Origin of the sequence: Flavobacterium noncentrifugens, assembly GCF_900100375.1 — a bacterium.
In the GTDB taxonomy this organism is placed as follows: Bacteria; Bacteroidota; Bacteroidia; order Flavobacteriales; family Flavobacteriaceae; genus Flavobacterium; species Flavobacterium noncentrifugens.
In genome coordinates this window covers 300113-315500 of record NZ_FNEZ01000004.1, presented here as the reverse complement: position 1 = coordinate 315500, position 15388 = coordinate 300113, and the positions used below count along the sequence as shown (strand labels likewise).

General features: G+C 39.9%; 16 protein-coding genes. 6 read left to right on the top strand and 10 right to left on the bottom strand.

Features of this window, described 5'->3' with window-relative positions; genetic code table 11:
• Nucleotides 1–87: 87 nt before the first annotated feature.
• The 4 genes from BLS32_RS13515 to BLS32_RS13500 all read right to left on the bottom strand — a co-directional run bounded on the left by BLS32_RS13515 (nucleotide 88) and on the right by BLS32_RS13500 (nucleotide 3910).
• Nucleotides 88–1041 carry an ATP-grasp domain-containing protein gene (locus BLS32_RS13515; RefSeq protein WP_091396846.1) on the bottom strand — a complete coding sequence of 318 codons (954 nt, stop codon included), beginning with the start codon at nucleotides 1039–1041 and terminating at the stop codon, nucleotides 88–90.
• 52 nt (nucleotides 1042–1093) lie between these two features.
• Entirely contained in the window at nucleotides 1094–1807 is a 714-nt protein-coding gene (locus tag BLS32_RS13510) for an esterase family protein (RefSeq protein WP_091396844.1), read from the bottom strand.
• A 274-nt stretch (nucleotides 1808–2081) separates the two neighbouring features.
• A complete protein-coding gene (locus BLS32_RS13505; RefSeq protein ID WP_091396841.1) occupies nucleotides 2082–2477 on the bottom strand; it encodes a glyoxalase in 396 nt (131 codons plus the stop codon).
• Nucleotides 2478–2554: 77 nt separating this feature from the next.
• A complete protein-coding gene (locus BLS32_RS13500) occupies nucleotides 2555–3910 on the bottom strand; it encodes an OmpA family protein (RefSeq protein WP_091396839.1) in 1356 nt (451 codons plus the stop codon).
• 152 nt (nucleotides 3911–4062) lie between these two features.
• On the opposite strand from BLS32_RS13500, the gene BLS32_RS13495 reads away from it, so the two are divergent.
• A complete protein-coding gene (locus BLS32_RS13495; protein WP_091396836.1) occupies nucleotides 4063–4485 on the top strand; it encodes an NUDIX domain-containing protein in 423 nt (140 codons plus the stop codon).
• A complete protein-coding gene (locus BLS32_RS13490) occupies nucleotides 4482–4856 on the top strand; it encodes an acyl-CoA thioesterase (RefSeq protein ID WP_091396834.1) in 375 nt (124 codons plus the stop codon). Before BLS32_RS13495 ends, BLS32_RS13490 begins: the two co-directional genes overlap by 4 nt.
• Here BLS32_RS13490 and BLS32_RS13485 read toward each other — a convergent pair.
• A complete protein-coding gene (locus BLS32_RS13485) occupies nucleotides 4846–6117 on the bottom strand; it encodes a mechanosensitive ion channel family protein (RefSeq protein WP_091396832.1) in 1272 nt (423 codons plus the stop codon). The genes BLS32_RS13490 and BLS32_RS13485 overlap by 11 nt on opposite strands.
• The gene (locus BLS32_RS13480; protein WP_091396829.1) at nucleotides 6110–6394 is read right to left on the bottom strand and encodes a DUF3817 domain-containing protein; all 285 of its coding nucleotides are present in this window, start codon (nucleotides 6392–6394) and stop codon (nucleotides 6110–6112) included. The genes BLS32_RS13485 and BLS32_RS13480 overlap by 8 nt, the downstream gene beginning before the upstream one ends.
• Nucleotides 6395–6506: 112 nt before the next feature.
• On the opposite strand from BLS32_RS13480, the gene BLS32_RS13475 reads away from it, so the two are divergent.
• Nucleotides 6507–7019, top strand: a complete 513-nt coding sequence (locus BLS32_RS13475) for a DUF6155 family protein (protein WP_091396826.1) — start codon at nucleotides 6507–6509, stop codon at nucleotides 7017–7019.
• A 215-nt stretch (nucleotides 7020–7234) separates the two neighbouring features.
• Entirely contained in the window at nucleotides 7235–7558 is a 324-nt protein-coding gene (locus BLS32_RS13470; RefSeq protein WP_091396823.1) for a hypothetical protein, read from the top strand.
• Nucleotides 7559–7562: 4 nt separating this feature from the next.
• Here BLS32_RS13470 and nfi read toward each other — a convergent pair whose 3' ends face one another.
• Together nfi and BLS32_RS13460 are read right to left on the bottom strand one after the other, a co-directional pair.
• Complete coding sequence (nfi, locus tag BLS32_RS13465; RefSeq protein WP_174799817.1) at nucleotides 7563–8273, bottom strand: deoxyribonuclease V; 711 nt, start codon at nucleotides 8271–8273, stop codon at nucleotides 7563–7565.
• A gap of 1 nt (nucleotide 8274) precedes the next feature.
• The gene (locus BLS32_RS13460; RefSeq protein ID WP_091396820.1) at nucleotides 8275–9489 is read right to left on the bottom strand and encodes a DUF763 domain-containing protein; all 1215 of its coding nucleotides are present in this window, start codon (nucleotides 9487–9489) and stop codon (nucleotides 8275–8277) included.
• 263 nt (nucleotides 9490–9752) lie between these two features.
• Here BLS32_RS13460 and BLS32_RS13455 point away from each other — a divergent pair, with 263 nt between their 5' ends.
• Nucleotides 9753–11288 (top strand): DEAD/DEAH box helicase, encoded by a 1536-nt coding sequence (locus BLS32_RS13455; RefSeq protein ID WP_170227584.1) that lies wholly within the window; start codon nucleotides 9753–9755, stop codon nucleotides 11286–11288.
• A 3-nt stretch (nucleotides 11289–11291) separates the two neighbouring features.
• Here the strand turns inward: BLS32_RS13455 and ligD are convergent, their stop codons facing one another.
• Together ligD and ku are read right to left on the bottom strand one after the other, a co-directional pair.
• A complete protein-coding gene (gene ligD / locus BLS32_RS13450) occupies nucleotides 11292–13922 on the bottom strand; it encodes a DNA ligase D (protein WP_091396816.1) in 2631 nt (876 codons plus the stop codon).
• A 3-nt stretch (nucleotides 13923–13925) separates the two neighbouring features.
• Nucleotides 13926–14711 carry a non-homologous end joining protein Ku gene (ku, locus tag BLS32_RS13445; protein ID WP_091396813.1) on the bottom strand — a complete coding sequence of 262 codons (786 nt, stop codon included), beginning with the start codon at nucleotides 14709–14711 and terminating at the stop codon, nucleotides 13926–13928.
• A 292-nt stretch (nucleotides 14712–15003) separates the two neighbouring features.
• Here ku and BLS32_RS13440 point away from each other — a divergent pair, with 292 nt between their 5' ends.
• A complete protein-coding gene (locus tag BLS32_RS13440) occupies nucleotides 15004–15384 on the top strand; it encodes a response regulator (protein ID WP_091396811.1) in 381 nt (126 codons plus the stop codon).
• Nucleotides 15385–15388: the final 4 nt, after the last annotated feature.

Genomic DNA, 15388 nt, shown 5'->3' with positions numbered 1-15388 from the left:
AAGCCGAATGCCTGCCAGACATTCTCCTCTTAATCTCAAATTCCTCTTAATCTCAAATGGGCTAAAGTATTCTAGTCATCATCAACTCTATTTGTTTGCCAATGCCACAGAATCTTTCATGAAAGTTCCCCAGGTCAGGTTCATTTGCCCCGGCTTTTGCTTTTTAGCGGCAGTTATCGCCATTTTGGCAGCTTCTTCAACAACCCATTCGAAATTCTCACGTCCAACAGAAGTCAGTTCTGCATCAGGAGCAGGATTTCCAAAATCGATCGCATACGGAATTCCGTCTCTTACTGCAAATTCCACCGTATTGAAATCATAACCCAAACCGTTGCACAATCTTAAAGTATAATCTTTTACGGTTTCGAGTAATTTTTTTGAAACCGGCGGCCCATCGATCACATATCTCAAATGATGCGGATTTCTTGGCTCGTATTGCATGATCCTTACGGCTTTTCTGCCCAGACAATACACACGGAAATATTCGGTGAATACGATTTCTTCCTGCAACAACATCACGAGTTGTCCGGTTTCGCGGTGCTTTTCCCAAAATTCTTCCTTGTTTTCCAATCGGTAAACATTTTTCCATCCACCACCAGCGTAAGGTTTCATATAAGCCGGGAATTTGACATAATCAAAAATGCCTTCCCAGTCCATCGGGTATTTCAGGTTTCTGAATGATTTTGAAGTCGTATCAGTTGGATGTTCTGCCGAAGGCAATATCACGGTATTCGGCAACGGAACGCCTAAAACATCCGCCAAAGCGTTGTTGAAAAACTTATCATCTGCGCTCCACCAAAAAGGGTTGTTGATCACGTTGGTTCCGGTTAATGCGGCATTCTTCAAAAACGCACGGTAAAATGGAACATCCTGAGAAATGCGGTCGATGATCACAGCATATTCGCCGCCTTTGTTCTGAACGACTTTGTCAATAGAAACGGCTTCAGCAATAACGTCTTTTTCATTTTTCGAGTTGACCCTGTCAATGAAAGCCTGCGGGAAAGTATCTTCCATCCCGAATAAAATCCCAATTTTTTTCATGTTTTTTGTTTTTATTTTTTAGATATCGCTTAGAAATCTTAATTCTTAGTACTTAAAAAAACTTAATTCTTGACAAATAGTGCGGAAACATTTCTTTCCAGACCGGCCAGTCGTGTTCGCGGTTTTGTCGAACGTCGAGCCAATGATGCACATTTCGATCGCTAAGGACTTTACTCAATTTAAGATTTGCATCTAAACAAATGTCCCAGTTTGAAGTGCCCAGGACAATGTCCATGTTCCACAATTCGTGGTCGTTTAATCCGTATAAATAATCTTCGGGGCTGTTGTAAAATACATCGTCGTTGTGAAAACCGTCCATGAAGCTTTTAATATTGAATGCGCCGCTCATCGAAAACATGTGACTCACATAACCTGGGTGGCGAAACGCGAAATTCGCAGCATGATAGCCTCCAAAACTGCAGCCTGCAACAGCTACTTTTCCGGATCCAGTATTGTTTTTTACGCGTTCGACGATTTCGTGGCAGATCATTTTATCATACCAGACATGGTTTTGGATGCGGTGCACCGGATGGATCTGCTTGTTGTAAAAACTGTCTTTATCGATGCTTGCCGGACAGAAAATCTGTATCAATCCCTGTTCGATAAACCAGCGCGCCAATTCGATCAGGCCCATATCTTTATTTTCGTGATAGCTTCCCATAGAAGTTGGAAAAAGGACCACCGGATAGCCTGCATGGCCAAAAACCAGCATTTCGGTTTCGCGGTTTAAGTTTGGTGAGTACCACTTGAAGTATTCTTCTCTCATTGCATTTTATTTTAAACAATTATAATAAAAATAATCAAGAGTTCCTTATTTTATTGGAGTTTTGGCGAATATTTATAAGAATATCTGTTATAACAATGATATATTAACGAAATTATAATTCAGGCATCAAAATCATCAATTCATTAAAATTTTAGCAAAAAAATAAAATAAAAATGTCGTTGGAAAGTGTTGACATTGCTCAAAAATCGGTTGAAATACAATTATTTTAATCAGATTTAATTCCACACGAAAAAAAGAAGGCAACAACCTTCTTTCATTCCTGCAATTCAAACAGCTGTACCTGGCTTTTTAAGCGCTCTATGAGCATGTTCATCATGCGTTTGTTCAGGCTGGAAGAATTGGTAATGTAGTCGGCATATTCCTCAAGTGTAAACATACCAATGATCATTCCTTTTAATGCATTTCTGAATTTGATGTCTTTCTGGATCACATTTTCGATGTAATGCAGTTTCTTTTCGACGGAGAGTTTGTAGAAATCATTTTTGTGCTTACCGATCTGGTTTTCAAAAACGGCAACAAAAAAATCGTTCTGCAGTTTTAAGATCGGGCGTAGGGTTTGGTTCTGGAAAATTTCTTCGGATGAAGTCTGCGTAGTAATCGTTCCGATTGTTTCTCCGCGGAGCTGGCTGATAAATGAATCTCTTTCCATGTTTTTCTTTTAAAGATAAAAAAAACCTCTGTTAAAAAAACAGAGGTTTCATTTAGTTATTAAAAGCGGGTTGTTAACTATTTCACCCTGAAAGTAACGCGTCTTACCAGTTTTCTTGCTCCAGCAGAATCTTTGTCTACCGAAGTGTCTTCCCCTTTAGAAATCACGTTCAATCTTGTAGGAGCAATTCCTGCTTTCACCAAGATGTCTTTCACGCTGTTTGCTCTTTGCAACGCCAATTTATCGTTAGCAGGTGTTTTTCCAATTTCATCTGCATTGCCGATGATCTCGATAGAAGCATCAGGATTGTTTCTTAAATACGTCAACATAAAGTCAATTCCTTCTGTAGAAACATTTGTAGGCTTGGTTTTGTTGAAATCGAAGTAAGTCGTTACATAACCGTCATTGATGAGTTTTTTCACCATTTCTACGTTAGATTGAGCTGCTTGTGATTTGTCAACAAAATTGTTGGCCATGTATTTCTCCAATTCGTCTGGAATACCATTTTTATTGATGTCAACCATTCTACCTTTAGTATCAACTGCTACACCCGGAATAGAATTGTTTTCTACGTCAAGATAATCAGGAACACCGTCTTTATCCGCATCGTTCATCATGGTTTCTAACTCACCGATCCTTTTGTCAAGAGCGTCAAGTTCTTCAATCCTTTTGTCTTCGATGATGGCCCAGTCTCCATGAAGTTTTTCCTGTCCGAATGAATAGGTAAGTCCTACAGAGCCCATGATCAGTTGTCCGGCTAAGTTATTGTCTTGTTCAGAATAGTGTCCGTCCCAGGCAAAATGCTGTCTGAAATTGGCAACGGTACTAAAGTCTGCAATGATGGAAATTCTTTTTGTAATTCTGAATTCCGGAGAAATACCAAACATGACACCGAAGTTATTTTCAGTAAACTCATAGTTCGAAGGCCCGCCGATAGGGTCAATTCCCGAATCAAGTTTTGGTGTTACGCTTGCATATTGGAAACCGGCGTGTACCAGCAATCCGAATCTTCCGATTTGCTCCTGAATGCCGAAAAGCCTTGCGGCATTTACGACACCCTGAAGTCCTACGCGGATTTGATCCACTTCAAAAGGTTTGCTGTCGGTATCCGTATTATTTTTAAAATTATCATAACTTCCGTCAAGTTTAACGCCAAATTTCGGGCTAAACATATAACGTACGCCAATATTGTAATAATTTGGTTTTACAGATCCAAGTACAGAATTCGGGTTGCTTGAATAATATCCGGTTGTATATGGGCGTGTTCCTTTGCTTTGTCCAATATTCAGTTCAATCGTCCATTTGTTGTACGTATCTTCCTGAATAACAGCATCGTTAGCTTCTTTTGAATTTTCTTTTTTATCAGCTACCTGCGCGATACCATTGGCATAAGCCAACAGTGTAAAAGACAACAAGAGTAAACTTTTTTTCATATGAGTTAGGTTATTTATACAGTAAAACTGATAAAATTTTTATATTTAAACAGTGCAAATATAATAGTTTAGATTTAAAAATCCACACATAGATTGATAAATGCCTTAGATTTACATAACTGGCAGCAAACTTAAAAATTAATTAACATCAAATGAGAATCTCCAAAATATTCGTGACCGTAGATGTCGTTCTGATAAAAAGCACCGAAAACAGCCAGCAATTATTGCTCATCCAACGAAAAAAAGAACCGTTTCAGAATTTCTGGGCCTTGCCTGGCGGATTTGTCGATGAAAATGAAGACCTTGAAACTGCCGCTTTGCGCGAATTGTCGGAAGAAACCGGAATCCAGATTTCATCAGCGACTCAGTTGAAAGCTTTCGGGAAGCCGCATCGCGATCCGCGCGGACACATGGTTTCGGTTGTTTTTTTCGCTTTCGCGGATGAAAATGCTGTTGCCGTTGCCGCCGATGATGCCTTCGATGCGAAATGGTTTTCGCTCAATGATTTGCCAAAACTGGCGTTCGATCACGATGAAATCATTAATTTTGCGCTGTCTAAAATAAATGCCAAATGAAATTCCAGACCAGAAAATGGGTCAAACCCGAAGATTTAAATCCAAACGGAACGTTGTTCGGCGGAAAATTGCTCGCCTGGATCGATGAAGAAGTGGCTTTGTATTCGATCATCCAGCTTGAAAATTACCGTGTGGTAACGAAACACATGTCTGAAATCAATTTCAGAAGTTCGGCAGAACAAGGCGATATCATTGAAATCGGAATGGAAGTGATTAAATTCGGAAATACATCGATTACTTTAAAATGTGAAGTCCGAAATATTATGACGCGGGCCACGATCATTACGATCGATAGTATTACAATGGTTTGCCTTGACGTCAACGGAAAGCCTTTTCAGCATGGAAAAACCGAAGTTTCAGCTATGGGTTAGCACTTGCGCCAACGCCGTTTCCTTCTGATGGCAATTCGAAAATTTCAAGGTCAAAATACGGAATCGCAGCGAAAACGTGGTCGAAAATATCAGCCATGATGTATTCATAATTCTCGAAACGCTTGTCTTTTGTAAACGTATAAATTTCGAGCGGAATGCCCTGAGGCGTAGGCTGTAATTGGCGGCAAAGCAAAATCATGTCTTTATTTAAGCTCGGATAATTCTGAAGGTATTGCGTAATGTATTTTCGGAACAAGCCAAAATTTGTCAAATTTCTACCGTTAATAGGAATGGATTTATCGATCGCATTGGCCTCATTAAATTTGTCGATCTCAAGCTGGCGCGTGTCAATATAATCGGAGATTAACTGGATTTTCTTCAGGTTTTGCAATTCTTGTTCGTTTAAAAAACGGATGCTTTTTGCCTTGATCAGAATGTGACGTTTGATGCGCCTTCCGTCAGAATTGAGCATGCCGCGCCAGTTTCGGAACGAATCAGAAATGAGGCTGTAAGTTGGAATTGTCGTGGTTGTATTGTCAAAATTCCGCACTTTCACCGTTGCAAGATTGATTTCGATCACATCGCCATCGGCACCAAATTTGTCAAAGGTAATCCAGTCGCCAATCCTGACCATATCGTTTAACGAAACCTGAACGCTCGCTACAAATCCGAGAATTGTATCGCGAAAAATCAAAATGATCAATGCCGAAACTGCTCCGAAAGTCGCAAATAATGTATTTGGTTTAATGTTGAACAATTCCGAAATAATCACGAAAATCCCCAGCATCCACAACACGATCATAATGACCTGAATGTAACTGTCGATCGGCTTGTCGCTGTATTCGGGCTTTTGCTTTAAATAATCGCGCAGGGAATTGAAAATCGTTCGCGTGATCCATAAAATCAATAAAACGATGTAAATGCCAACGAGTTTTCCGAAAACCGTTTCCCAGTATACATAAGCATCGAGAATGATAGGAACGGTTTTGTAAATAAACAGCAGCGGAATTAAATGGGCAATGTACTTTGCCGTTTTATTCGTAACCAATAAGTCATCGAATTTGGTTTTGGTCTTTTTCGCGATCACGGCCATTAAAGTGACCAGTATGAATCGGAAAATAATATAGATCCAATACGACAAAAAACACAAAATAACAATATTCACCACAAGGCTCAAATAGGAGGAAAGCGTGTCGCCAAGCTGCAATTTTCGCAGTAGCGGATAACACCAGCCAAATATTTTCACCAGGAGTTTATGCATTTTTAAAATATTTATATTCCATGTAAAATGTTCCGAAAGGCAATATCGAAGCCAGGCAGATGAAACCGAATTTTTTCCAGTCCCAGTTTAGTTCGATCTTCAGCATAATCGCTAAAATAATGTAGCTGATGAATAAAATTCCGTGCGCCATTCCGATAGGAAAAAGAAGCATTTTGTAAAGTTCAATGTGGTTTGGTTTGATCAAAAGCATGTTTGAAAACAAAGCCAGATAAGAAACACCTTCAAGCAAAGCGACGATTTTAAAAATTCTGAGCATTATAATTTGTATTTTTAGATTTTAAAAGGCAACAGTTTTAGCGCTGCAAAATTAGGCAAACCCATCGGTTTAATCTGCAAAACAAACTTACTTTTGCCAATATTTTTAATTTATGAGCAAGCGCGATTTAAAGAAATACCTGGCTTCGATGACCAAGGAGCAACTCGAAGAGCAATTTACGGAATTGTATGATAAATTCGGTGAAGTCAAAACCTATTATGATTTTGTATTCAACCCAAAAGAAGATAAACTCGTCAATGAAGCCAAAGTTAAAATCGCGAATGAATACTTCCCGATTAAAAGCAAACGTCCAAAACTGCGGCGTTCTGTCGCACAGAAATTCATCAAGCATTTTCTGATTTTAGGCGTTGATGCATTTGCGATCGCCGATTTAATGTTGTTTACAATCGAAACAGCACAGCGCTATTCTGCAAAACGCGATATGAAATATGCATCATTTTTTAAGAGCATTCAAAACGCCTTTGATCAGGCTGTTAATTTTTGCATTGCCCACGGAATAGTTCCGGATTTTAAAGAACGCCTCATTTCAATTTATAAGAATGTACAAATTCAACGATGGGAAAACGAATATGATTTTGAGAGAATAGTTTCGTTAATAGACTGATTTTTAGTTATTTGTATTTGTTTTATTGAAATCATATCAAATACATATAAAATAATGTAACGCGCTTTAACGTTATTTTGCAGAAGTTTGAATGATAAAACAATTCATATATGCTGCTGGAAAATGTAGAACGGGACAGTCTAACTTTATGTGTCATGATACCTAACGTGTCACACCTGCTTATTTTTCGTGATTACCAGAATAATAGCAGTATCATGAGAAAGGTAATTACCGAATTGCTCAGGTTTGGATATTACACCAAATTATACCTTGGAAGCAATCCCGGTTCGTACTTTCAAAGTAATAAAGTTACCGCACAAAACACCGCTGTGATCAATATCAAAATCACAGGAATTACTTTCCTCGAATATAAAATAGACGATTACACCGATTATTTTATTGCCGAACTTCAAAACAGGAAAAATGTCATCCATTTTGAAAATGTAATTTTAAACCATGAGAAACAAATCAGCGGAATCGATATTTCCATTAAAATCACAGAATCTGTTAAGGTAAAACCGGAAATTCAAGCTGCTTAATTTACTAGAAAAGCGTTTCCTGTATTCTTTCGTGCAAATGATATCCTGTTTCAAGTTTTCCGGTTCTGAATAAATTGACCATGTCGTGTGCCACTCTCGTGGGCTCTGGAATTCTGTATTTCCCAACGCAATCCCTGATGACTTCCAGGCTTTCTTCAACAGTAATTAAATTTCCCGGAGAAATATAAATGGGTTTGACCGCATTTTTGGTCCGCAATGCATAACCCAGCAATTCCCCTTTTCCAAAAATGGCAGACGAACTGTTTTTCTCCAATCCCAAATCGTCAAACTTTCCAAACATCATGCTTTTGGCACATCCAATTGTAGGCTGGTTTTCCAATACGCCAAAGTGCGAAGCGATCCCCATTTTTCGCGGATGCGTAATGCCCTGTCCGTCTAATACCAAAACATCTGGTTTTTCAGGCAATTGTTCCCAGGCGCGCAGCAAAGAAGGCACTTCACGGAAAGCGAGATAACCCGAAACATACGGAAAAATGGTTTCCATTTCGACAAGTGAATAGGAAAGAAGCTCCATTTCAGGATAACTCAAAACTACAATTCCGGCAAAAACGGTATTGCTAAATTTGTTGAAGGAAATATCGGCTCCGGCAATCGTCCGGATTCGCTTTTCAAATGGCTTCAGTACGATTTTCTCGCGCATTTCGAGTTGTATCTGAGTGGCTTCGGGAATAGAAATATGATCGTAGGTAATCATGTTAAAATAGTTTTAGCTGGCTGCTTTCAGGAATGATTTTCGGAGATTGGGCTTTTCCAAAAACGGTCCTGCCGCCATATTTATAAGATTCGTTTCGTTCTTTTTGTATTAAGGATTCAAAATTGGCATTCGGAATAAAATCCTTTTCGGCATTTTTTGAAATTTCAGATAATTTCTGGATCGCCTGCAATTTGTCGCTGTTGCCAATTTTTGCATGTTGGATAGCCCGCTGAAGCGTATGAATGGTTTCGTCATAAATCTTCGTTGGAACCGGAAATGGATGTCCGTCTTTTCCGCCGTGAGCGAAAGAAAAACGCGCCGGATCTTCAAATCTGGTTGGTGTTCCGTAAATAACTTCGCTAACCAATGCTAAGGATTGCAAAGCTCTCGGCCCCATTCCTTTCAATAATAACAATTGCTCAAAATTCTCAGGCTGGTTTTCATGTGTTACATAAAGCATCGCGCCGAGGCGTTTCAGGTTCACGTCTTTCATGCGCACGTCGTGATGGTTCGGCATGACTAAATGCCTGATTTCGCGTATGATTTTATCTGGATTTTCTTTGCTGATTTCGAGCGTATGCTGTCGCGTAGGTTCAGCATTGTGATCGGTCAGGTTTAAAATCTGGCCCTGATTTTCACCATATATAAAGATGTGCGGTTCGTTAACGAACGACTGCAGGTTTTCGGAATGCCAATGGTAGCGCCGCGCGGTTTTGCTTTCAGGATTCATACCCTGTTGGATCACAGCCCATTCGCCGGTATTGCTGACGATGAAATTATGAAGGTACAATTGAAATCCGTCCTGAATTGCTGTATTGTCGACTTTCGCAGCAAGTTTGCTGCAATTCCCGAGTTCAAATCCGTCCAGGCCGGTGCGTTCGCCAACAGTTAAAAGTTCATTTGGGGTATTAATCGAATGTTTGCCTTTTCCGCCACAAATGTAAATGCCAAGTTCATTTGAAAATGGGTTTACCGATCTTTTCAAAGCACCCATAACCGAAGTCGTAATTCCCGATGAATGCCAGTCCATTCCCATGACGGCACCAAAACTCTGGAACCAGAATGGGTTGCTTAATTTCGAAATGACTTCGGAAGTGGAAAATTCGGAGGCAATGGTTTCTACGATCGCAAGGCCAAGCTTAGACATACGCTCGGCAAGCCACATAGGTACATGTCCATAATGCAATGGCAAATCTGCTGAACCGGAGCGTTTCATGTTAATAAATTAAGGTTTCTGTAAATTTTGGGCTTTCAAATTTACTTTTTTTCTAAAATACACAGACCCAAACTTTTCTTAACGTTTTGTTAAAATCGTTAAACGACGCTGTTTTTGATTGATTTACAGCATTAAAAAAATATTTATAAGTTTCGGATTACACCTATATGACAAGGCCTAAAAACTTTAATTTTTAAATTTAACTTTAAAACCGCCGGATAACCTTTTTTTAGGTGTATTTTTGCAAAATTGTAAAAATGACCATGCAGCAAAAAGAACTGGAAGTAGAAGTTGAAGAAAGAAAGGAACTTTACAGTTACCAAAAAGGCGACATTGATGCGATTTTTGAACGGCTCGACAATGCCGCGCCCAATTATCATCTTTTGTACCAATTGCCCACAGGCGGAGGAAAGACTGTAATTTTCTCCGAAATCGTACGCAGGTATTTGTCACACCACGATAAGAAAGTGGTCGTGCTGACGCACCGTATCGAACTTTGTAAGCAAACCTCAAAGATGCTGAATGGCTTTGATGTGACCAATAAAATCATCAATAGCAAGGTAAAAGAACTCCCCGACCAAAACGAGTATTCGTGTTTTGTGGCAATGGTGGAAACTTTAAAAAACCGCATCAATGATGAGAAACTGCATCTCGATAATATCGGATTGGTTATCATTGATGAGGCACATTACAATTCGTTCCGGAAATTGCTGAGCTCCTTTAAAAATGCTTTTATTTTGGGGGTAACGGCAACACCTTTAAGTTCGAATATCAAACTTCCGATGAATGAAAATTACAACGAACTCATCGTTGGCGATACGATTTCATCATTGATCGAAAAAGGATTTCTGGCAAAAGCGACGACTTACAGTTACGATGTTGGACTGACTTCTTTAAAGGTCGGAATCAACGGCGATTACACGGTAAAATCTTCAGACGATCTGTACTCAAACATGATGATGCAGGAAAAACTGCTGCATGCTTACACCGAAAAATCACTCGGAAAAAAGACTTTGATTTTCAATAACGGAATCAACACGTCTTTATATGTCTATGAGACTTTTCGTGAAGCAGGCTTTGAGATCAGGCATTTAGACAATACCAGCAGCGCTGAAGAACGCAAGGATATTTTGCATTGGTTCAAGAAAACGCCTGATGCCATTTTAACTTCTGTCGGGATTTTAACCACAGGTTTTGATGAGCCAACTGTGGAAACGATTATCCTGAACCGCGCGACAAAATCATTGACATTGTACTTTCAGATGATTGGTCGCGGCTCGCGGAAACTTCCCGAAAAAGATAAATTTACAGTCATTGATTTAGGAAATAACGCCGCCCGTTTTGGGTTGTGGAATGAACCTGTCGATTGGCAGCACATTTTCAAATCTCCCGAATTTTACCTTGAAAACCTTCGTGACGATGCCGAAATTGAAACGCATTTCAAATACCAAATGCCGGCAGAATTGCGCGCCAAATTCAGCAAAACTGCCGATGTAAGTTTTGATGTGGATGAGGAGCACAAAAAAGTGATCGCTCAGAATTTGCGTTCGAAGATCGTGCTCGAGAAGTCGTTAGACCAGCATGCTTCCATGTGTGTGGACAACACCGAAGAATTGTATGATGCGAAAATACTCGCGCGCGAATTGCAGGATGACATCGAAAGCCGGATGAAGCGTTATGCAGCGTGTTTAAGCCATTGCAGCAAAAATTACCGCGAATGGCTGATTGAGGATTATAAGCTGAAACTAACCTTGCTCATCGGGAAAAAATACCGCGAAAGCCTGTTTGAGAAAGACTAAAATTTAAATCTTCGAAAGGATTTCTTTAAGATTGATTGCATTTTTAAAGAAATCCTTCCATAAATCGCCTTTGTCGGCCAATCTATCCGGAATGGTTTTGATGTTGAACGCTTTCAGATCGAGACCATCATTGATTTCGTTCCATTCTAGCGGCGTACTAACTCCGGCGCCTTCACGCGGACGCAGCGAATAAATGCTCGCCATGGTTTTTCCTTTTCCATTCTGAAGAAAATCGAGATAAACTTTGCCTTTTCGCTTGTTCGGCATGCGTTCTAAACTTGTGATTTCTGGCAAATCGCGGTGCACCATTTGGCTCACCAAGTGTGAAAAATTCCTGGTTTGTTCGTAGGTATATTTCGGCTCGACCGGAATAAAAACATGCAATCCGTTGCCGCCAGAAGTTTTGATATATGCAGGAACGCTGAGGCTGTCTAAAATTTCTTTAACTTTTAGCGCCGTTTTTACGATATTTTTCATTGGTGCGCCTTTCGGATCGAGGTCAAAAATAATGTAATCGGGATTGTTCAGCGAACCAATGCGGCTGCTCCATGGATTCATTTCGATACAGCCATAATTTGCTAAAAACAGCAACGTTTCCTTGTCCTGGCACAGCAACCATTCTACGGCAGTTTCGGCAGAATCGGATTTTATTTTGCGGGTTTTGATCCATTTTGGAACTGTTCCTGCAACGTTTTTCTGGAAAAATCCTTCACTATTGATACCATCGGGCGTTCTTCGCAACGATTCGGGGCGATCAATCAAATAAGGCAAAATGTAATCGGCAACCGAATTGTAATATTGAACAACGTCACCTTTTGTGATTTTCTCTTTAGGAAAATAAATTTTATCGAGATTTGTAAATTCGACTTTGGTATCTGAAGGCAATTCTTTTGAAAGCGCTTTATCAGATTCGGCCGGTTTTTTTGTTGCTTTTTTCGTCGTAGCTTTTTTGGTTTCAGATTTTGTTCCGGCAACATTTTCCGTTTCTACTTTGGGTGTTTCCATAATCACATCTTTCGGGTTTTTATCAGATCTTAGTCCGAGATACACCGGATGGCGCATGCTTCCCGTATCGGTAAACTCAGAAAATTTAATCTGCGCTACCAGTTTTGGGGAAACCCAATGCACGCCGGGCTCTTTTGGAGTAGTTGTAAAAGGGGAAGATTTCCGTTCGATCTTATCAAGTTTATGGCGCAGGTCTTTTAAAATCGTTTCGGTGTAACCAGAGCCAACTTTCCCGGAATATTTGAGTTCGGAGCCGTCATAATATCCGCAAAGCAATGCACCTATGCCCACGCGTCCGCCACGAGGTTCTGTAAATCCGCCAATGACCATTTCCTGTTGTTTGTCGGTTTTGATCTTGAGCCAGTCTTTAGTGCGTTTGTCTGTATAATATTTTGAGTCGGATTTTTTAGCAATGATGCCTTCGCCGTTTTTTTTCACTGCCTCAGCGAATGCTTTCGTTCCGTTGCCAATCGTATGTTCTGAATACACGATATTTTTCAGTTTTGGCAAAATGGCTTTGAGGATTTTTTTGCGCTGCAGCAATTCCAATTCCCGCAGATCGTAACCCTGAAAATATAAAATGTCAAAAACGTAAAATTTTAATTGGCCTTGTTTTGGCTTTTCCTCGAGATGTTGCAACCATTGAAAATGGCTTTTACCTTTAGAATCTTCGACCACGATTTCGCCATCTAAAATCAGGTCATTTGCAATCGATTCAAGCGTTTTGGCAATTTCAGGATATTTAGAATTGAAAGGCAATCCGTTTCGGGAAAGCAGCGTCACTTCAGAATTTTGTATTTGTGCCAATGCACGATAACCGTCAAATTTTGTTTCGAAGATCCAGTCGTCATTGTCAAAAGTTTCATCGGCTAAAGTGGCGAGTTGCGGCCGCCAATCGTCTGGAAATTTGGAGATTTTTTTCGCATCTGCCAGATCTTCTGCAGTAAATTCATCATTTGATTTTAATTTTTTCACTGCTTTTTTTGGATCTGATTTGATTTCGCCCAAAATTGGATCCTCAACTATTTTTTCGTCAGATTCCCGATTGCGGTGCCACACTTTTTTGCCTTTTGCAATCGCATCGAAATCGCGTCCGGTTAAAATGGAATTCGGGTCAAATTCTTTTTTATCCGCAAATTCATCTTTGGATTTCATCAGCAGCCATTGGTCGTTTTCACCTTTCATTTTAACCAGATGCCATGATCCGTGGAGCTTTCCACCATCCAAAACCACTTTGATCGAACCCGATTTGAGTTGTTTTTTCATCAGCAGATTGTCTTTCGAAACGGCGTCATTTTCTTCTGCATGATACGTCCCAATGTCCCAAACCATCACGGTTCCGCCGCCATATTCGCCCTTTGGGATGGTTCCTTCAAAATCGATATAATCCATCGGATGGTCTTCAACATGCATCGCCAATCGCTTGTCAGCGGGATTTGACGACGGGCCTTTTGGCACAGCCCAACTAACCAAAACGCCGTCAATTTCAAGCCGGAAATCATAATGCAAATGTGAAGCAGCATGCTTTTGAACCACAAAGCGCAAGGCACCATTTGAAGATTTTTTCACTCCCTGAGGTTCTGCAGTTTTTTTAAAATCGCGTTTGGCGTTGTACTTTTCTAAGGCCATGGCTTAATTTTTTATTGCTTTAAGGCTGGCTTTTAATTGTTCGAGCAAATCGTCGGCAGCGCCGGTTTTGGCTTTTGCGCGTCGTTCTTTTAAAACAGGCGTTTTTTTGCTTGGAGCAGCTGCTTTTTTCTTGATGAGTTTGATCAATTCGTCTTTGTAGGTGTCTTTGTATTTTTCGGGTTCAAATTTTTCGGTGAGCTGGTCGATGATGTTCATCGCCATATCGAGTTCCTTTTTCTGGATCGTAATTCCTGTAGGCAATTTGGCTTCTTTCGGATCACGCAAATCCTGGTCAAACCTGATTTGGATCAATAGAATAGCATCTTCTTCTACCTTTAAAATCCCTAGGTGTTCGGATTGCCGCAACACAAATTTGCACAAACCGACTTTTCCGGATTTTTTAAGTGCCGCACGAAGCAGGGCGTAGGTTTTTGCAGCGGCTTTTTCGGGTTCGACAATGTATGGTTTTTCGAGGTATTGCGACGGAATCTCATCTTCGAGTACAAACTCAAAAATGTCGATCGTTTGTGTTTTTTCGGGCATTGCTTTTGCAATTTCATCTTTGTCAAGAATCACATAATCGCCGTTTTCCTTTCTGTAACCTTTTGCAATTTCATCCCAGGGTACTTCTTTTCCGTCTTTTTTGCAAACGCGTACATATTGGATCGCGCATTGGTCTTTTTTTCGGATCATATCCAAATCAATCCGGTGCGTAACCGATCCGCTAAACAATCTTACCGGAATATTTACAAGACCGAAGCTAATTCCGCCTTTCCAAAGTGCTTTCATCTGATTGATTTTAAGATACAAAGTTTCATTTTTCCCTTCATTTTGATTTACAACAATTTGATTAAACGTTACATCATTTTTAATTCATATGTTAATTTTGAAAGGTTAGCGGTAAATCGTGTAAGAAATCTGTAAACAAAATACTTCAAATTTGTGGGCGACATTAATATAAATACCTTAAAAGAATGCTTTACAGTCGCAATTATTTTTGAATTTGCCGCTTTAAATTTTTCTTTCGTTATATTTTTTGATATAAAAGATTTAACTTAGTCACTCCGTAATTTGCCAAACAATGCCACAACAATGCTTTTTTATTGATGACGATGAAGATGACCGCGATTTTTTTTGTACAGCGATGACCGAAATTGACGATTCTATCGAATGTTTTTTTGCAAAAGATGGTGTTGATGCGATTGACCAGCTTACAAAAAATGCATACATGGTTCCAAATCATATTTTTATTGATATGAACATGCCGCTTATGGATGGAAAACAATGCCTTCAGACCATAAAAAAGATAGAGCGGTTAAAGGAAGTTCCGGTGTATATTTATTCTACTTCCGGCAGCCCGAAACTCGTTGAAGAAGTATTGGCGTCGGGTGCAAAGGATTTCCTGATCAAGCCTTCAAATATGGCAGAGCTTGTTGCAATGCTTCGGCAAATTGTGAATTAACAGA